Origin of the sequence: Nonomuraea sp. NPDC049309 (genome assembly GCF_043196965.1) — a bacterium.
Lineage (GTDB): Bacteria > Actinomycetota > Actinomycetes > Streptosporangiales > Streptosporangiaceae > Nonomuraea > Nonomuraea fastidiosa.
The window spans coordinates 381,098-399,944 of record NZ_JBICSH010000003.1; the positions used below are offsets into that span (position 1 = coordinate 381,098).

At 73.1% G+C, this 18,847-nt stretch carries 13 protein-coding genes; 11 read left to right on the forward strand and 2 right to left on the reverse strand.

Going from position 1 to position 18,847, the window contains the following annotated elements; genetic code table 11:
* The first annotated feature begins 62 nt into the window (after window positions 1–62).
* From ACGFIM_RS22500 to ACGFIM_RS22530, 7 genes are all read left to right on the forward strand, one after another.
* Window positions 63–902, forward strand: coding sequence for a methyltransferase domain-containing protein (locus tag ACGFIM_RS22500; protein WP_393203181.1), 840 nt, complete (start codon window positions 63–65; stop codon window positions 900–902).
* On the forward strand, window positions 899–1,804 hold the full coding sequence (locus tag ACGFIM_RS22505; RefSeq protein ID WP_393203183.1) for a lysylphosphatidylglycerol synthase domain-containing protein: 906 nt from the start codon (window positions 899–901) through the stop codon (window positions 1,802–1,804). The genes ACGFIM_RS22500 and ACGFIM_RS22505 overlap by 4 nt, the downstream gene beginning before the upstream one ends.
* A 93-nt stretch (window positions 1,805–1,897) precedes the next feature.
* Window positions 1,898–3,013 carry a glycosyltransferase family 4 protein gene (locus ACGFIM_RS22510; protein ID WP_393203185.1) on the forward strand — a complete coding sequence of 372 codons (1,116 nt, stop codon included), beginning with the start codon at window positions 1,898–1,900 and terminating at the stop codon, window positions 3,011–3,013.
* 20 nt (window positions 3,014–3,033) lie between these two features.
* Window positions 3,034–4,125 (forward strand): sugar phosphate nucleotidyltransferase, encoded by a 1,092-nt coding sequence (locus tag ACGFIM_RS22515; protein WP_393204168.1) that lies wholly within the window; start codon window positions 3,034–3,036, stop codon window positions 4,123–4,125.
* A 31-nt stretch (window positions 4,126–4,156) separates the two neighbouring features.
* Window positions 4,157–5,053 carry a DNA-3-methyladenine glycosylase family protein gene (locus ACGFIM_RS22520; protein WP_393203187.1) on the forward strand — a complete coding sequence of 299 codons (897 nt, stop codon included), beginning with the start codon at window positions 4,157–4,159 and terminating at the stop codon, window positions 5,051–5,053.
* A 48-nt stretch (window positions 5,054–5,101) separates the two neighbouring features.
* A complete protein-coding gene (locus tag ACGFIM_RS22525) occupies window positions 5,102–7,648 on the forward strand; it encodes a bifunctional FO biosynthesis protein CofGH (RefSeq protein ID WP_393203189.1) in 2,547 nt (848 codons plus the stop codon).
* Window positions 7,649–7,873: 225 nt separating this feature from the next.
* Window positions 7,874–9,628 (forward strand): substrate-binding and VWA domain-containing protein, encoded by a 1,755-nt coding sequence (locus ACGFIM_RS22530; protein WP_393203191.1) that lies wholly within the window; start codon window positions 7,874–7,876, stop codon window positions 9,626–9,628.
* Here the strand turns inward: ACGFIM_RS22530 and ACGFIM_RS22535 are convergent.
* Together ACGFIM_RS22535 and cofD are read right to left on the reverse strand one after the other, a co-directional pair.
* Entirely contained in the window at window positions 9,618–10,895 is a 1,278-nt protein-coding gene (locus ACGFIM_RS22535) for a coenzyme F420-0:L-glutamate ligase (RefSeq protein WP_393203193.1), read from the reverse strand. The genes ACGFIM_RS22530 and ACGFIM_RS22535 overlap by 11 nt on opposite strands.
* 61 nt (window positions 10,896–10,956) lie before the next feature.
* A complete protein-coding gene (gene cofD, locus ACGFIM_RS22540) occupies window positions 10,957–11,895 on the reverse strand; it encodes a 2-phospho-L-lactate transferase (RefSeq protein ID WP_393203195.1) in 939 nt (312 codons plus the stop codon).
* A 181-nt stretch (window positions 11,896–12,076) separates the two neighbouring features.
* Between cofD and ACGFIM_RS22545 the strand changes: the two genes are divergently transcribed.
* The 4 genes from ACGFIM_RS22545 (at window position 12,077) to ACGFIM_RS22560 (ending at window position 18,610) form a co-directional block, all read left to right on the forward strand.
* Window positions 12,077–13,771 carry a hypothetical protein gene (locus ACGFIM_RS22545; RefSeq protein WP_393203197.1) on the forward strand — a complete coding sequence of 565 codons (1,695 nt, stop codon included), beginning with the start codon at window positions 12,077–12,079 and terminating at the stop codon, window positions 13,769–13,771.
* Between the two features lie 317 nt (window positions 13,772–14,088).
* Window positions 14,089–14,349, forward strand: a complete 261-nt coding sequence (locus tag ACGFIM_RS22550; RefSeq protein ID WP_176903063.1) for a WhiB family transcriptional regulator — start codon at window positions 14,089–14,091, stop codon at window positions 14,347–14,349.
* 128 nt (window positions 14,350–14,477) lie between these two features.
* On the forward strand, window positions 14,478–17,306 hold the full coding sequence (locus ACGFIM_RS22555) for a glycosyltransferase family 2 protein (protein WP_393203200.1): 2,829 nt from the start codon (window positions 14,478–14,480) through the stop codon (window positions 17,304–17,306).
* Window positions 17,306–18,610, forward strand: coding sequence for a DUF5719 family protein (locus tag ACGFIM_RS22560; RefSeq protein WP_393203202.1), 1,305 nt, complete (start codon window positions 17,306–17,308; stop codon window positions 18,608–18,610). Before ACGFIM_RS22555 ends, ACGFIM_RS22560 begins: the two co-directional genes overlap by 1 nt.
* The last annotated feature ends 237 nt before the right edge of the window (window positions 18,611–18,847 follow it).

The following is an 18,847-nucleotide window of genomic DNA, read 5'->3' on the forward strand; positions in this document are numbered from 1 at the left end:
GGCCACCGTACCAAAGGCCGTTTGACATCGAAGGGGCGCGGAGGTCGGTACGGTTGGGAGTCGTGGTCAGACAACGGGTGAAGCAGCGGGTCGCGCAGCTCGAATACTCCGAGTTCCAGTCCGCCATGCTCGACGAGGCGAAGCGGCGGCGGAAGGCGGCGAAGATCATCGCCGTCCTGGAGCACTTCTCCGGGCCGCTTCACGGGCTCACCGTGGGCGACGTCGGCTGCTCGGCCGGCTTCATCGCCGACGAGCTCGCGCAGGCGGGCGCGAAGCACACGCTGGGCATCGACATCGACGTGCCGGGGCTGCGCAAGGCGGCCGACCGGTTCGGCGACCGGGTGGCGTTCGTCTGCGGCGACGGCACGGCGCTGCCGTTCCCCGACAACTCGATCGACGTGCTGGTGTTCAACCACATCTACGAGCACGTCGTCGATCCCGACGCGGTGGTGGCCGAGATGCACCGCGTGCTGTCCGACGACGGCGTGCTCTACCTCGGGCTCGGCAACCGGCTCGGCATCATGGAGCCGCACTACAAGCTGCCGTTCCTGTCCTACCTGCCGCCCGCGCTGGCCGACCGCTACGTGCGCGCCTTCGGCCGGGCCGACCACTACTACGAGCGGTTCAGGACCCGGCGCGGGCTGCGCAAGATGCTGCGCGCCTTCCACGTGTGGGACTACACGATCCCGGTGCTGGCCACGCCGGAGAGGTTCGCGGGCGGCGAGCTCTTCCCCGGCCTGCCCGGCAAGGTCGCCAGGGCCGTGCTCGCGCACACGCCGCGCGGGGTGCTCAGGCTGCTGCTGCCGCTCGTGCCGACGTACCTGTGGGTGGCCACCAAGCGGGCGCGCAAGCCGATCGGCGCCCACCTGCCGCAGCCGCCCGAGCGAGTGCGGCCGCTGTGACCACCGACGAGGCCGCGTCGGAGGCCGTGCCCCGCCGCTCGCCGGCTCGCCGGCTGGTGAGATATGGCTTCCTGGCCATCGCGCTCGGCTTCGGCGCGTGGGCGGTGATCAGGGAGTGGGACGCGGTCGTCGCCGGCTTCTCCAGGATGTCGCCCCCGGCGCTCGGCGGCTCGCTGGCCGCGGTCGTCGCCGCGCTGCTCGGAGCCATGCTGACCTGGCGCACGCTGCTGGCCGACCTCGGCTCGCCGCTGCCCGTACGCCCGGCCGCGAAGGTGTTCTTCGTCGGCCAGCTCGGCAAGTACATCCCCGGCACGGTCTGGCCGGTGCTCGCCCAGATGGAGATGGGCCGCGACCTCGGCGTGCCGCGCACCCGCAGCGCGGCGGCGTTCTTCCTGATGATGCCCATCCAGCTCGCCACCGGCCTGCTGGTCACGCTCGTCACGCTCGGCTGGGACAGGTTCGGCTGGCTGCTGCTGTTCATCCCCGTGCTGCTGGTGGCGCTGGAGCCCAAGGTCGTCAACGCGGTGATCGGCTTCGCCCTGCGCAAGCTGCGCCGCGAGCCGCTCGAACGCCCGCTGACCAGGCGCGGCATGCTCACCGCGCTCGGCTGGGCGCTGGCCGGCTGGACGGCCTACGGCGTGCACCTCTACTTCGTCATCCCGCAGGGCGGCCTGCTCTTCGCCATCGGCGCGTTCGCGCTGTCGTGGTGCCTCGGCATCCTCACCTTCGTCATCCCCGCGGGCGCGGGCGTCAGGGAGGTCGCCATGGTCGCGGTGCTCGCTCCCCAGCTCGACAGCGGCTCGGCGATCGCGGTGGCCCTCGCCTCCCGCGTCGTGATCATCGTCGGCGACCTCATCTGCGCGGGCACCGCGGGAATCGCGGCGCGTCGCGACTCAGTGTGATTTGTCCCACGATTTAGGGGACGCTGGTCATAAGCTGAATTTCAGAGGGGGACGCCCGGTCCCGCGTTGATCTTGAGGGGAGAAGATCTTCGTATGCCTCGTGTGCTCGTCGATGCGGCCGCGGTACCCGCGGACCGCGGAGCGCTGATCAGGTACGTGGACGGGCTCGTGGCCGCGCTCGATCGGGCCGGTGCGCAGCTGTCCGTCGTCTGCCAGCGTACGGAGGCCGAGCGCTACCGCCGCCTCGCTCCGTCCGCCGAGGTCATCCCCGGTCCCGTCGCCATCGCCCACAGGGCGGCCAGGCTCGCGTGGGAGCAGAGCGGCCTGCCGCTGCTCGCCCGCAAGGCCGGAGCCGACGTCATCCACGCCCCCTACTACTCCATGCCGCTCGGCTCCGGCGTGCCGACCGTGGTGACCGTCCACGACGTCACCTGGTTCACCGAGCCCGACCAGCACAGCCCGCGCGCGTCCTTCTTCCGCTCCGCCACCCGCACCGCCGTGCGCCACGCCCGGCGCATCATCGTGCCGTCCAAGGCCACCAGGGACGAGCTGATCCGCGTGCTGGACGCCGACCCCACCCGTATCGACGTCGCCTACCACGGCGTGGACATGACGCAGTTCCACCCGCCGACCGAAGAGGAGATCGAGCGGGCCGCCACGCGCTGCGGCCTGCACGGCCAGCCGTACGTGGCGTTCCTGGGCGCGCTCGACCCCCGCAAGAACGTCCCCAACCTCATCCGCGGTTTCGCCGCCGCCGTCAAGCGGCTGGACAAGCCGCCGGCGCTGGTGATCGGCGGCGGCGTGCACGAGGACGACGTGGACGCCGCCTGCCGCGAGGTGGAGGCCACGGTCAGAGTGGTCAGGCCCGGCTACCTCAGCGCGCCCGAGCTGCCCGGCTTCCTCGGCGGCGCGCTCGTCGTCGCCTTCCCCTCGCGCGGCGAGGGGTTCGGGCTGCCGGTGCTGGAGGCCATGGCCTGCGGCGCGCCGGTGCTGACGACTCACCGCACGTCGCTGCCCGAGGTCGGCGGCGACGCGGTGGCCTACACTGAGCCGGACGCCGACAGCATCGCCGACGCGCTGAGCAGGCTGCTGTCGTCTCCCGAGCGCAGGCGGCAGCTCAGCGAGGCCGGTCTGGCACGGGCCCGCGAGTTCACCTGGGACGCCTCGGCCGAAGCGCATCTCAGCTCTTATCAACGCGCGATCGAATAGTTCGGTAACCTCACGGAGTGATGGAGAGCTCTTTGCCAGACCTCGAGGCGATCCTCCTGGTCGGGGGGCAGGGCACGCGCCTGCGTCCGCTGACACTGGGCACGCCGAAGCCGCTGCTGCCGACCGCCGGGGTGCCGTTCCTGGCCCACCAGCTGGCGCGCGCACGATCGTTCGGTGTGCGCCGTATCGTGTTCGCGACCTCGTACAAGGCGTCCATGTTCGAGCCGGCCTTCGGTGACGGGTCGGCGTTCGGGCTCTCGCTCGAGTACATAACAGAGGAGACGCCGCTCGGCACCGGCGGGGCGATCCGCAACGCCGCCGATGCGCTCACCGCCGGCCCCGACGACCCGGTGCTCGTCCTCAACGGCGACATCCTGTCCGGGCACGACATCGGCGAGCAGGTCCGCCTCCACCGCGCGCGCGAGGCCGCTGTAACGCTCCATTTGACGGAAGTGGTCGACCCCAGCCGGTTCGGCTGCGTGCCGACCGACGACGAGGGCCGGGTCACGGCGTTCCTGGAGAAGACGCCCAACCCCGTCACCAACCGCATCAACGCCGGCTGCTACGTCTTCACCCGTTCGGTGATCGACTCCATACCGCGCGGCGAGGTCGTGTCGGTCGAGCGCGAGACGTTCCCCGGGCTCATCGAGTCGGGGCAGCTCGTGCTCGGCTACGCCACCCGCACCTACTGGATCGACGTCGGCACGCCCGCCGCCTTCGTGCAGGGCTCGCGCGACCTGGTGCTGGGACGGCTGTCCTCGCCCGCGCTGCCCGGCCCGCCGGGCCAGTACCTCGCGCTCGACGGCGCCCGGATCTCGCCCGACGCCAAGGTGCTCGGCGGCACGGCCGTCGGTGCCCGCGCGGTGGTGGAGGCGGGGGCCACGGTGATGGGCTCGGTGCTGAGCGACGACTGCGTCGTCGAGGAGGGCGCCTCCGTCATCGACTCCGTGCTCGGCCAGGGCGCGCGCGTCTGCGCGGGCACGGTGGTGCGCGACGCGGTCATCGGCGACGGCGCCATCGTGGGCCCGGGCAACGAGCTGCAGCACGGCGTGCGCATCTGGCCGGGCGTCGAGCTGCCCGAGCGCGCGCTGCGCTACTCCAGCGACGTCTGAACGCGGTCCCCGGAGGCGGCAGACTGGACGCGTGAAAGAGCGCAGGTGGGTGCCGGACGGGCCGCTCGACGTCGGGCTGGTCCTCGAGCCCCATCGCAGGGGCGGCGGCGACCCCACCTGGCGCAGAGGCCGCGACGGTGCGGTGTGGCGCACGTCCAGGACACCCGACGGGCCCTGCACGCTGCGGGTGAGCGTGCAGGGCGGCGCCGTGCTCGGCCAGGCGTGGGGCCCCGGGGCCGATTGGGCGCTGGAGACGCTGCCCGCGCTGCTCGGCGCCGACGACGACCTCTCGGGCTTCAGCGTCCGGCACGAGGTGCTGGCCGAGGCCGTGCGGAGGCATCCGGGGCTGCGCATCGGGCGTACCGGGCGGGTCATGGAGGCGCTGGTGCCCGCCGTGCTGGAGCAGAAGGTCGTCGGCAGGGAGGCGTGGCGGGCCTGGCGCCGGCTGCTCGCCCGCTACGGCGAGCCCGCGCCCGGCCCGGCCCCCGAGGGCATGCGGGTCGTGCCCGAGCCCGCCGTGTGGCGGCAGATCCCGAGCTGGCACTGGCACCGGGCGGGCGCCGAGGCCGTGCGCGCGCGGACCATCGCCACCGCCGCATGGCACGCCGAGAAGCTGGAGGCGGCGGCCACCTCGCAGGAGCTCGACCGGCTGCTGCGGGCGCTGCCCGGCATCGGCGTGTGGACCTCGGCCGAGGTGCGGCAGCGGGCGTTCGGGGATCCCGACGCGGTCAGCGTGGGCGACTACCACCTGCCCACGCTCGTCGGCTACGCGCTGACCGGGGAGAAGACCGACGACCGGGGGATGCTGCGGCTGCTCGAGCCGTACACGGGGCATCGGCACCGGGCGACCGTGCTGGTCTGGCTCACCGGGCTGCGCCCGCCCGCGCGCGGGCCGCGCATGCCGGTGCGGGACTACCGGTCGTTCTGAAGCCCCTGGGTGCGTACGGCGAACTCAGCCCGTCGTACTGTGCCCTGTATGAGTTCTGACTCCGCGCTCCGCCGCGCCCTCGCCCGCGCCAGGGACGGCAAGACGCTCGACGTGACCGAGGCGACGGTCCTGCTGCACGCCCGTGACGAGCACCTCGGCACGCTCCTCGACCACGCCTCCCGGGTGCGCGACGCCGGTCTGCGCGCCGCCGGCCGCGACGGGATCATCACCTACAGCAAGAAGGTGTTCATCCCGTTGACCCGGCTCTGCCGGGACCGTTGTGGTTACTGCACGTTCGCGACCGCGCCGCACAAGCTGAAGGCGCCGTTCCTGAGCCCTGACGAGGTGCTGGAGATCGCCCGGCAGGGGGCGGCGATGGGGTGCAAGGAAGCGCTGTTCACGCTGGGCGACCGGCCGGAGGACCGCTGGCGCCAGGCGCGGGAGTGGCTCGACGCGCACGGCTATGACGACACGCTGTCCTACGTGCGCGCCATGGCGATCAGGGTGCTTGAGGAGACCGGGTTGCTGCCGCACCTCAACCCGGGGGTGCTGACCTGGCGTGACTTCCAGCGGCTCAAGCCGGTCGCGCCGTCGATGGGCATGATGCTGGAGACCACCTCGCGCCGCCTGTACGAGGAGAAGGGGCAGCCGCACTACGGCTCGCCCGACAAGGATCCGGCCGTGCGGCTGCGGGTGCTGGTGGACGCCGGGCGCACGAACGTGCCGTTCACCACAGGCATCCTCATCGGCATCGGCGAGACCGTGCAGGACCGCGCGGAGTCGATCTTCGCTATCAGGAAGGTGGCCAGGGAGTACGGCGGTGTCCAGGAGGTCATCGTGCAGAACTTCCGCGCCAAGCCCGACACCGCGATGCGCGGCCTGCCGGACGCCGACCTGCAGGAGCTGGCCGCCACGATCGCGGTGGCCCGGCTGGTGCTCGGCCCGCGCGTCCGCATCCAGGCCCCGCCCAACCTGGTGGACTCCGAGTACGAGCTGATGATCAGGGCCGGCATCGACGACTGGGGCGGCGTGTCCCCGCTGACCCCCGACCACGTCAACCCGGAGCGGCCGTGGCCGCAGATCGACGAGCTGGCGGCGCGTACGCGGGAGGCCGGGTTCACGCTCAAGGAGCGCCTGACCATCTACCCCGAGTACGTGCGGGCCGGCGAGCCCTGGCTGGACCCCCGCCTGATCGGCCACGTCAGCGCGCTGGCCGACCCCGAGACCGGCCTGGCCCGCGAGGACGCCGTGCCGCAGGGCCGCCCCTGGCAGGAGCCCGACGGCGGTTTCGCCGCCTCCGGCCGGGTGGACCTGCACGTCGAGGTGGACACCGTCGGCCGGACCGGCGACCGCCGCGAGGACTTCGACCACGTCTACGGCGACTGGGACGCCCTGCGCGAGCGCCTCGGCACGGTCGCCGCCGCCACGCCGAGCGACGTGCGCCAGGCGCTGCGCAGGGCCGAGTCCGACCCCACGGGGCTGACCGACGCCGAGGCCGTGGCGCTGCTCGGCGCGGAGGGCGAGGCGCTGGACGAGCTGGCCGCCATCGCCGACGCGCTGCGCCGCGAGGCGGTGGGCGACGACGTCACCTACGTCGTCAACCGCAACATCAACTTCACCAACGTCTGCTACACCGGCTGCCGGTTCTGCGCCTTCGCCCAGCGCAGGACCGACGCCGACGCCTACACCCTCAGCCTCGACCAGGTCGCCGACCGGGCCGAGGAGGCGTGGGCGGCCGGGGCCACCGAGGTGTGCATGCAGGGCGGCATCCACCCCGACCTGCCCGGCACCGCCTACTTCGACATCGCCAGGGCGGTCAAGGAGCGCACGCCGGACATGCACGTCCACGCGTTCTCCCCGATGGAGGTCATCAACGGCGCGAGCCGGACGAACATGTCCATCCGCGACTGGCTGGAGGCCGCCAAGGAGGCCGGGGTCGACTCGCTGCCCGGCACCGCCGCCGAGATCCTCGACGACGACGTGCGCTGGGTGCTCACCAAGGGCAAGCTGCCGGCCAGGGAGTGGATCGAGGTCATCACCACCGCGCACAAGGTCGGCATCCCCACCACCTCGACCATGATGTACGGGCACGTCGACAACCACCTGCACTGGGTGAAGCACATCAAGCTCATCCGCGGCATCCAGGAGGAGACCGGCGGGTTCTCGGAGTTCGTGCTGCTGCCGTTCGTGCACACCAGCGCGCCCATCTACCTGGCGGGCGTGGCGCGGCCCGGGCCCACCGCGCAGGAGAACCGCGCCGTGCACGCCCTCGCGCGGATCCTGCTGCACGGCGCCATCGCCAACATCCAGTGCTCGTGGGTCAAGCTCCGCGACGACCTGTGCCGCCAGGTGCTGCAGGGCGGGGTCAACGACCTCGGCGGCACGCTGATGGAGGAGACGATCAGCCGGATGGCCGGGTCGGAGAACGGGTCGTACAAGACGATCAGCGAGCTGCGCGCGATGGTCGAGGTCACCGGGCGGCCGGTGCGGCAGCGCACCACCGATTACGGCGTGCCGAGCGAGGAGCGGCTGGCGGCCGCGGCGGCCAGCGACGGCGTCTGCACGAGCGTGCGCCGGGTCCTGCCGCTGGCCTAGTTGTAACATGTTCTACCAATGTCTGGCGGGTGCCCTCGGCGGGGGCGCCCGCGAGGCGCGGAAGGGGTCTCGCAGCGTCCGGCGAGCGTCGCGCGGGCCGCGGGCGGGGTCTCGCGGCGAACGTCGCGCGAGGTGCGGGAAGGTGTCGCGGCGTGCGGCGGGGCGCGCAAGGGCCTCGCAGGCGTCCGGCGAGGCGCGAGGAGGATCTCGCGGGAGAGGGTCACCGTGCGGTTAGGTCGGCACCGTGCCGCTCTGTCACCCGAACAGCGCCGCAGGAAGGCGTTCCAGCGCGGCATGCTGGCGGGGCTGACGGCCGTCGCGATGGTCGCGGCGGGCCTCGTCGTCGTCTTCGGCGGCGGCGGCCTGGTGTGCCGTGCGCGAGAGCCCGTTCTGGTGGACGTCGCGGCCGCCGTGGACATCGCGCCCGCCGTCATGGAGGCGGCCGACCGGTTCAACGCGACGAAGACGGTCGCGGGCGGCCGATGCGTGCTCGTCCAGGTGACCGAGCAGCCGCCCGCCACGGTCCTGCGCACGCTCATCGGCGACCGTGCGGGCGTGCTGCGCGAGCGGCCGGACGGCTGGATCGCCGACTCGTCGGCCTGGATCCGCCTCGCCCGGCAGCAGGGGGCGAGCGCGCTGCCCGCGCAGGAGAGCGTGGTGGCCACCTCGCCGCTGGTCTTCGCCACCCGGGCCTCGCTGGCCAGGCGCTTCTCCGTGGGCGGCACGCAGATGAACTGGCGGATGGTCTTCCCCTCGACCGTGCGCGGGCGGCTGACGCCCAACGAGGACGAGCCCGACATCGTACGCGTGCCCGACCCCTCGCTGGCCGGGGCGGGCATCGCGACCGTGGCCGCCGCCAGGGACGTCGTCGGCACCGGGCCGGACGCCGACAAGGCGCTCACCGCGTTCGTCCGGTGGGCGCAGGCCGGCTCGGCCCCCGACTACCGCAGCATGCTGGCCGCCGTGGACGACCGCACGTTCTGGCGGCGGCCGGTCGTCATCGTGCCCGAGCAGAGCGTCTGGCAGCACAACCTGCGGCCGTCGGAGGACCCGGTGGTGGCGCTGCACCCGCGCGAGGGCACGATCAACCTCGACTACCCGTACGTCGTGACCGCCGGCGACCCGGACGTGGCCGAGGCGTCGAGCGCGTTCGCCGAGTGGCTGCGCGGCCCCGAGGCCCAGGAGATCGTGCGAAGGGCCGGCTTCCGGTCGGGTGACGGCCGGGCGGGGCCGATCTCGCCGGGCCCGCAGATCCCCACGGCTGCGCCGCTCACCAGGGATTCGGTGACGCCCGAGGACATCGACGAGGCCCTGCGCGCCTGGAGCCGCCTCGCGCCCGCGACGAACATCCTCGTGCTGGCCGACACCTCCAAGCACATGGCCGAGAAGCTGAACGGCCGCACCAAGCTGGACGTGGCGCTCGACGCGGCGAAGATCGGCCTGCGGCTCTTCCCCGACTCCACGCACATGGGGCTGTGGGAGTTCGCCGACGGGGTCGGCGGCATCAAGGGCTACCGGCGGCTCGTCGGCCTGGGCGCGATCAACGAGCCCGAGGAGGGCCAGGTCGTCCGCAGGGGCAGGCTCGACGAGCTGACCGGCACGATCAAGGCGCATCCGCGCCGCGACAGCTCCCTGTACGACGCGGTGCTCAGCGGCTTTCGCAAGGTGACCGGCGAGTACCGGGAGGAGATGAACAACTCGCTCCTGGTCATCACCGCGGGCCGGGACGACGGCACCGGCATCACGCTGTCCGAGCTGCTCGACCGGCTCCAGCGCGAGTGGGATCCCGACCGGCCGGTGCAGATCATCGTCATCGCGTTCGGCAAGGGCGTGGACCGCGACGGGCTGGCGAAGATCGTCGCCGCCACGAACGGCTCGCTGCACGAGGCGCAGGAGCCGGACGAGATCATCGACGTGTTCCTCTCCGCGCTCGCCCGGCGCCTGTGCCACCCCACGTGCGGATCCCCGGCTAGCGAGTGAGGATGAAGTCGTCCGGGTCGCGCGGCGCGCGGTCGCGGGGCGGCGCGGCGGCGTGACCGACGGCCACGCAGCCCATCGGGTCCCACGAGGCGGGCAGGTCGAGCACCTCGCGCACCACCGGGCGGCAGAACATCGTGGACGACACCCACGCCGAGCCCAGCCCTTCGACGGCGAGCTGGATGAGGAAGTTCTGCACCCCGGCGCCCGTCGCCACCACGAACATCTCCCGCTCGGAGGCGTTGCGCCGGTCGTCGCGGTAGGTGTGGGAGCCGTCCATGACCAGGCAGGGCACGACCAGGTAGGGCGCGTTGCGCAGTACGTCGCCGCGCTTGATCCGCTTGGCGATCGACTCCTCGGAGAAGCCGTCGCCGCGCAGGTCGGCGATCCACGCCTCGCGCATGGCGTCCAGCAGCTTCGTCCGGGTCTCCGGCGACTCCAGCAGCACGAACCGCCACGGCGTCGTGTGGTGCGGCGCGGGCGCGGCGATGCCCGCCGCGACCGCCCTGCGCACCGCCGCGGGATCGACGGGCTCGTCGGAGAACTCCCTGATCGTCCTGCGGGCGAACACGACGTCGCGCGAGCCGTAGCGGAACAGGTCCTCGTCGGCCGGGCGTACCAGCGGCTTGACGCCGGGCCCGTCGTCGTCGGTCACCAGGTGGGCGAGCCCGCGCACGATCGCCGCGGGAACCCCGTCGAGCTTGCCCTTGACCAGCTCGGCGGCGCTCGCGATCTCGTCGGCCAGGGCCGTGACCGTGGCGTTCAGCTGATTGCCGTACGCGTCGGAGCGGCCGCGGTAGTCGTCGAGCGGGCGCAGCCCGGCCACGCCGATCGCCACGTCGGTCAGGCCGTTGCGCCACGGCCGCCCGAACGTGTCGGAGACGATCACCCCGACCCGGCGGCCGAGCCCGGCCCTGATGCGCCTGGCCGAGGCGTCCGGGTCCTCGGGCAGCAGCAGCACCGTGCCCGGCTCGGTGTTGGAGGCGTCGACCCCGGCCGCGGCCATCACGAAGCCGTGACGGGTCTGCGTGATCACGGTGTCGCCGCGCCGGGCGACCACGCGCGCGGTCTCCTCGGCGATCGCCCGGGTGCGGTCGGGCGCGTGCCGCACCCGGCCCTCCGCCTTGCTCACGATCTTGGACGTGACCACGACGATGTCGCCGTCGCGCAGGCCGGCATCGGCGAGCAGCGCCGCCACGTCGTCGCCGGGCCGCACCTCGCCGATGCCGGTCACGGCGATCACTTCGACGCGCTGGGAAGTGGTGGTCATCGGGCGGCCTCCTGGGTCGGGCGCCGGGCGGTCATCGGACGGGGTGTCGCCGGGCGTGCCGTCATCGGGCCAGCTCCTTGGCGAGGTCGAGGGCGGAACGCGCGATGTCGGCGGCGGCGTCGGCGTCGGTCATGAGGATCGGCCTGGCGACCACCTTGACGCCGTCGAGCGCGACGCCGGCGTCCTCCTCGGCCACCAGCCAGCCGTCGATCAGCTCGGAGCCGTACAGCTCCAGCACGGCCTGCGCGGTCGTCTCGACGCCGATGGCGGTCAGGCAGGCGTCGGCCATGCCGCGCACCGGCGCGCCGCCGATGATCGGTGAGACGCCGACGACGGTCTTGGGCAGCACCGCTTCGCGGATGCCGGGGACCTGGAGGATCGTGCCGATGCTCACCACCGGGTTGGACGGCGGCAGCACCACCACGTCGGCCTCCTCGATGGCCTCGAGCACGCCCGGCGCGGGCTTGGCGGTGTCGACCCCGACCAGCGCGAACGACTTGGCGGGCACCGAGGCGCGCAGGCGTACCCACCACTCCTGGAAGTGGATCGCGCGCCTGCCGCGCTCGTCCTCGATCACGACGTGCGTCTCGCAGCGGTCGTCGGTCATCGGCAGCAGCCGGACGCCGGGTCGCCAGCGGGCGCAGAGCGCCTCGGTGATCTGCGAGAGCGGGTAGCCGGCCTCCAGCATCTGCGAGCGCACGATGTGGGTGGCGAAGTCGCGGTCGCCGAGGCCGAACCACTGCGGCTCGACGCCGTACGCGGCCAGCTCCTCCTTGACGACGTGGGTCTCCTTGGCCCGGCCCCAGCCCTGCTCCTCGTCGATGCCGCCGCCCAGCGTGTACATGACGGTGTCGAGATCGGGGCAGACCCGCAGGCCGAACAGGGTGATGTCGTCACCCGTGTTACCGATGACGGTGATCGAGGCGTCGGGCGCGGCGGCGCGCAGGCCGCGCAGGAACCGGGCGCCGCCGATGCCGCCGGCGAGGGACACGATGTGCATGCGGACCAGTCTTTCATCGGGCTCGGACGAGGCCGCTTCGGGACCGGATTTGCGGGCACGATCGACCGCATATGTCGAGGCATTGGCCAATTTGATAGGGAAGTGCTTTCTGTGACTCCCGGCATACGAGTCAGTGATGTGGCAAACTCCCTTCGGACCAATGGGTCCGTTGGGGGTACTTGTGAGCAAACTTGACGTAGCCCGGCTGAGGGAGCCGGCCGCCTGGATCATGCTCGTGGGCGGATTGATCAGGGTGGTGCTGGCGATCGGCCACATCCTGGTCGGCACCTCGGCGCTGTCGTCGTTCGCCGACCGCGCCGCCTCCTACCAGTCGAGCGTGACCAACCCGGTGGTGACGGCGCTGCTGCTCGGCTCCGTGCTCCTCGTGACCAAGATCGGCGGCGAGCCGTCGCCCAAGGCCAAGCCCATCACGTACGGCGCGGTGGCCGGCCTGGGCCTTGCGGCGCTGTTCGGTCTGGTGGCGTTCGTCGGCGGGCTGTTCGCCGACGCCACCGGGCGCGAGGCCATCGAGTTCCTGCTCAGCGGCCTGACCGGCCTCGCCCTGACCGTCATCGCCCTGGTCTACCTCCTGCCGCAGGTGCTTCCCCAGCGTCCGGCCGCGCAGGTCTACCAGGGCCAGTTCGGCCAGCAGCAGCCCGGCTTCTTCGACCAGCAGCCGTACGGCCGGCCCGGCCAGGCGCAGGGTCCCGCGGCCCCCGGTTTCCCCCAGCAGCCCGGTTTCGGCGGCCCCCAGGACCCCGGCTACGGCCAGCAGCCGGTGAGCGGCCAGCAGCCCGGGTTCGGCGGGGCGCAGGACCAGGGGCAGCCCGCCGCGTACGGCCAGCAGCCCCCGTCGGGCCAGCAGCCCGGTCCCGGTCAGCAGCCGATGAGCGGCCAGCAGCCCGGCCAGCCCTCCCAGCCGGGCCAGCCCGCCCAGCCCGCACAGCCGCCCGTTCCCGGCCCGCAGCCCGGCTACGGCCAGCAGCCGCCCTCCACCCCCGGCTACGGCCAGGAGCAGCCCTCCACCCCGGGCTACGGTCAGCAGCCGCCCTCCACCCCGGGCTACGGCCCGCAGCCCCCGAGCTCCGCCGGGCAGCCGGAGCAGCAGGCGGCCCCGCAGATCAGGGGCGCCCTGCCCGCCGCGCCGTCGTCGGACCAGCAGCAGCCCGAGCCCTTCGCCTCCCAGGGGTTCGAGCAGCAGCCCTACACTCCCGCGGACACGGCCCCGTCGAACCCGCCGGCCGGTGAGTACACCCCCGCCCCGTACGTCCCGGCCGACAGCCAGCCGAACGTCCACAACCAGCCGGGCCACAGCCCGTACGCCCCCCAGGCCGAGCAGCCGAGCCCGTACGCGCCCCCCGCGAACGACCAGGGCTCCGCGCCCGGCGCCGCCTACCCGCAGCAGCGCTACCAGGGGCAGAGCGCCTTCGACCAGTCCCAGCAGCAGGGCGGCCAGCCGTTCACCGGCTACTCGGGCGCCGAGTTCGCCCAGCACGCCTACCAGGAGCCCGTGGACCCGCGCTCCCAGCAGCTCATGGACGCCTACCAGCAGGCGGAGACGTACCAGTCGAGCGCCGGCAACCAGCCGGTCCCCGACTTCGGCGGGCAGCAGGCCCGCCCGTACGACGACCCGTTCGGCCACCCCCAGCAGCCCCAGCACGGGTACGAGCCGCAGCAGGGCCAGTACCAGCCCGCCCATCAGGCCCCGCAGCAGCCCGCCCCCGGCCCGCACCAGTGGGAGAGCGCGCCGGCGGGGGAGTCGACGATGCGGCTCGACGGGTTCCAGCAGGCCGGCGGCTTCGGCGCTCAGCGCCTGCCGGGAGACGACCCGATCGACCCGACCGCCATATACACCCCCAACGAGCCACGCAGGTAACGGACCGGCAATGAACGACTAGAGGAAAGGTGGGCCGCAGGCGGGCGTCTATCCCGCACTGGTACGGTTCCGACCGCTGAGAGTGTTGCACGAGCCAGGACGACGCCATGCACAGGCCGTCGATCCGGACTCGAACATGACATGCCGAGCACACCGGGGCGAGATCTGGTCTTTCCCCGGATACCTGCATGCCGCTTGACGCCGCGTAGCGCACACGCGTGTAATTACAACCATGTTGTTACGCCTTCCTGTGGGTGGGTAATAAGGAAGGCGTCCATGGGGGGCTCCATTGCGGGCGGGCGGCAGGGAGGTGTGCAGTGACCGATCCGGTCATCGCACAGGAACAGCTTGACGCTGAAGAACTCGGCTGGCAGGAGCGCGCCTTGTGCGCGCAGACGGATCCGGAGGCGTTCTTCCCGGAGAAGGGCGGCTCCACCAGAGAGGCCAAGAAGGTCTGCCGATCGTGCGAGGTCCGTGCCGAGTGCCTGGAGTACGCACTCGAGCATGATGAGCGCTTCGGCATCTGGGGCGGGCTGTCCGAGCGGGAGCGCCGCCGGATCAAGCGCCAGGCCGTGTGACAGGCCGTAGGAGAAAGACACAAGGGGGGAGAGGGTCACACGGAGAGCCGTGTGACCCTTTTCGCATCTCTTGAACCCCTTGTCACTGTATGGTGGGCGCGCCTGATCATCCCCCCAGGAGCTCACCGATGTCACGTCCCTACGTCACCGTGATCGTCGTCGCACACGACGGCGCGCGCTGGCTGGGAGAGACACTGCGTGCGCTGATCAACCAGAGCCGCAGGCCGGACCGCGTGGTCGGCGTCGACAACGGCAGCAGGGACGGCTCGGCCGACCTGCTCCGCCAGGCGCTCGGCCCCGGCAACGTGCTCTCCCTGCCACGTTCGACGAGTTTCGGCGAGTCGGTCGCCGAGGTGCTGGAGAAGCTGCCGCCCGCAGGGCGCGAGGAGTGGATCTGGCTGCTCCACGACGACTGCGCACCCGACCGGCGCGCACTGGAGGAACTGCTCACCGCCGCAGCGCAGGACCCGAAGGCCGCCGTGCTCGGCCCCAAGCTGCGCGACTGGCTGCACCGCCGCAGGCTGCTCGAGCTCGGCGTCACCGTGGGCCGCACCGGGCGCAGGGACACCGGTCTCGAACCGCTGGAGTTCGATCAAGGGCAGCACGACGGCACGCGGGAGACGCTGTCGGTCTCCACCGCGGGCATGCTCATCAAGCGCGAGGTCTGGGAGCGCGTCGGCGGGCTCGACCCGTTCCTGCCGATCTTCCGCGACGACCTCGACCTGTGCTGGCGGGTCCGCAACGCCGGCCACAAGGTCCTCGTCGTCACCTCCGCCGTGGCCTGGCACGCCGAGGCGGCGGCCCGCAGGCGGCGGCGCATCACGGTCAGCGGCGACCACCCCCGCCGCCTCGACCGGCGCAACGCCATCTTCGTGGTGATGGCGAACCTGCCGTTCCGCGCGATGCTCTGGGCGCTGCTGCGGAACGTGCTCGGCTCGGCCGTGCGCACGCTGCTGTTCATCATCAGCAAGCAGCCCGCGAACGCGCTCGACGAGGTGCTCGCGCTCGGGTCCGTGCTGGGCCATCCAGGACGCCTGCTGCGGGCGCGGCGGGCGCGCCGCCAAGGCCGCAGGAAGGGGTACCGGCGCATCAAGTGGTTCCTGACCCCGCCGGGCGTCGCCTACCGCCGGCTCCTCGACATGGTGCAGAGCTTCCTCGCCGGGCAGGCCCCCGTCGACGCGGCAGGACGCCACCACATCGCCGCCGACCCCGACGCCGAGCAGGAGCTGGCGCCGCCGCCCGACGCCGGCGCCTTCCAGCGCTTCATCGGACGCCCCGGCGTCATCCTCATGATCGGGCTCACCCTGGTCACGCTGGTGGCCGAGCGCTCCCTGCTCGGCGGCGAACGCCTCGGCGGCGGCGCGCTGGTCCCCGTGATCGGCGGCGCCCGCGACCTGTGGGACTTCTACACCGAGGGCTTCCACGACATCGGGCTCGGCTCGACCGACCCCGCGCCGCCGTACGTGGCCGTGATCGCCGCCCTGTCCACGCTGTTCTTCGGCAAGACGTGGCTGGCCGTCTCGGTGCTGCTGCTCGGCTGCGTGCCGCTCGCCGGGGCCACCGCGTACCTGTCCACCCGGCACCTCATCCCCAGCGTGCCCGCTCGGGCGTGGGCGGCGGCCACGTACGCGCTGCTGCCCGTCGCCACCGGCGCGATCGCCGCGGGCCGGCTGGGCACGGCCGTGGTGTTCGTGCTCGTCCCCGTGTACGCCTGGCTGCTCGGCGTCATCCTGCTCGCCCCCGACCGGCGCAGGGCGCGGCGGGCCGCCTGGGCGCTCGGGTTATGGCTGGCGGTCGGCACCGCGTTCGTGCCCCTGGTGTACCCGCTGTTCGCGGTGCTCGGCGTGCTCGGCGCGGTGGCCTTCGGCGGCGCCGTACGGCCACGCGGCCCGCGGGGGCGCGGCGGCGCGGGCATCTCGATGATCATCGCGCTTGCCGTGCCGCCCGTCCTGCTGCTGCCCTGGCTCGCGAGCCTGGTGACCGACCCCGGCAGGCTGCTGCTCGAGGCCGGGCTGCACGATCCCGCGCTGGCCGACCAGACGCTCGCCCCCGAGTCGCTGCTCGCGCTCAGCCCGGGAGGCCCCGGGCTGCCGCCGTTCTGGGTGACGGCCGGGCTCGTCGTCACCGCGCTGGCCGCGCTGCTCATGCGCCGCCAGCGGATCATCGTCGCCATCGGCTGGGGCGTCGCCCTGTACGGCGTGCTCGCCGCCATCCTGGTCAGCCGGATCACCGTCGACGGGTCGCGGGTGTGGCCAGGGGTGCCGCTGGCGTTCGCGGGGACCGGCCTTGTCGTGCTCGTCGGGCTGACCGCGCACCGGCTGCCCGAGCTGCGCGCCTCCGGCGGGCTGCGGCGGCTCGGCGCGGTCGCGATCGCGGCCGTGGCGTTCAGCACGCCGCTGCTCGCCGCCGGGTACTGGATCCACCAGGGCGTGCGCGGGCCGCTCACCGGCGACGCCCCCGACGTCATGCCCGCCCTGGCGGCCGCCCGCACCGCGAACGGCGAGCGCACCGTCGTGCTCAAGGGCTCGTCGTTCACCGTGCTGCACGGGCGCGGGCCGCTGCTCGGCGAGTCCGAGCTGCCCACCGCCTCGCAGGAGCGCGACCGCCTGGCGAACGCCGTGCGCGGCCTGATCGGCGGCCGGGGCGGTGACGCGGCCACGCTCGGCAGGCTCGGCGTCGGCATGGTCGCCGTCGCGCCGCCCGTACCCGCCGAGCTCGCCGCGACGCTCGACTCGCAGCCGTCGCTCGAACGCATGAGCCTGTCGAAGACCGGCGGCGGCCTGTGGCGGCTCGCCGAGCCGGTGACCCGGGTGCCCGCCCAGCCCGCCGGCGCCCTGCACACCATGTGGCTGTACACGCAGGGCGCGATGGTGCTCGTCGTGGCCCTGCTCGCATCACCCGGACGGCGGCAGGAAGAGAGCGCCGAGCCCGGCGCCGTGGCCTTGGCGGGGGCGTGATGAAGGCGTTCATCGAGAACCGGTTCGGCCTGCTCACGCTCGTCGTGGTCGCCCTGGCCGCCATGTACGGCATCGCGTACGTCACCAGGCCCGCCCCGCTGCCGCCCCCGCCCACCGGGCCCACGAAGGTCGCCGTCGAGTCCGTCACCACCGTCTGCCCCGGCGACAAGGGCCGCCGCGTGGACGTCTACCTGCCCGGCGAGCTCAGCAGCGAGACGATGGAGAAGGACGCCCCGTACGTCACCCATGGCCCCGGCGGCCTCGAGGCCGGCTACGTCACCCGCGCCACCAGCGGATCGGCCCGCGGCCTGGCCGGCGTCCGCTGCACCGAGCCCGCCCCCTCCACCTGGCTGCTCGGCCCCGGACCCGCCGACGCCGACGTGCGCCTGCACCTCACCAACGCCGACAAGGCGCCTGCCATGGTGGACGTCCAGGTGTACGCCGCCGAAGGGCTCGTCTCCGGCGACGCCGGGATCGGCCTGGAGATCGGTCCCGGCAAGCACCGCGAGATCGACCTCAAGACGCTCGCGCCGTCCGCCGACATCATGGCGGTCAGCGTCACCACCTCGTTCGGGCGGGTGGCCGTCGCCGCCAGGACCGTCCTGGAGAGCGGCGGCGTGGACTGGCTGCCCGCCGCCGGCGCACCCGCCACCCGCGTGGTCGTGCCCGGCATCCCCAAGGGCGGCGGCCTGCGCAGGCTCCTCGTCGCCGCGCCCGGCGAGACCGACGCCACCGTGCAGATCAAGGCCGTCAGCGAGGACGCCGAGTACGCCATGAAGGGCCGCGAGACCCTCGACGTGCCCGCGGGGAGCGTCACCGCGCTCGACATCACCACCGGCGTCGCCGGCTCGTCCGCCGCGCTCGTCCTCACCTCGCCCGTCCCCATCGTCGCCGGGGCCGTCTCCATCGGCACCGGCTCCAAGCCCGACGTCGCCTACACGGCCGGCACCCCCTCGCTCGCCCTCGGCAGCGCCGTCGCCCGCAACACCACAGGCGCCCGCCTGCTTCTCACCGCTCTCGGCGGGCCCGGCAAGGTGCGCGTGCAGATCATCCCCGCCAAGGGGGCGGCGGGGGAGCCGTACGAGGTGGCGGTGCCCGCCGGGCGTACGCGGGACGTGCGCCTCAAAGCCAAGGGCGACTTCGCGGTGGCCGTCACGCCCGTCTCCGGAGAGGTCTACGGCGCCCGGCTGCTGGAGGAGCGCCGCAGGGACGGCGTCATGCTGACCACCCAGCCCCTCGCCCCCGCCCGCACCTGGACCCTCCTCCCACCGCTGAAGGACACCCCACGCGTGGTCCTTCCGTAGCGGGCGCACCGGCGCGCCTTACCGCCCCCGCCGGTTGCGCGGGCCGCGGCGGCATATCGGCGACCGGAGACACCGCCCACCCCGACGGCGCGGTGGGCCGTTCGTGGCCGTGCGGTTTCGGAGACGGCCGCCACCAGTGTGGACTGCGAGCACCCCGAGCAGGTCACTCAAGGGGGCGGACGCCACCAGCGGCGAGAGCCTGGCTTGTAGGAGAAGCGATGTTCGCTGCGCCTGACT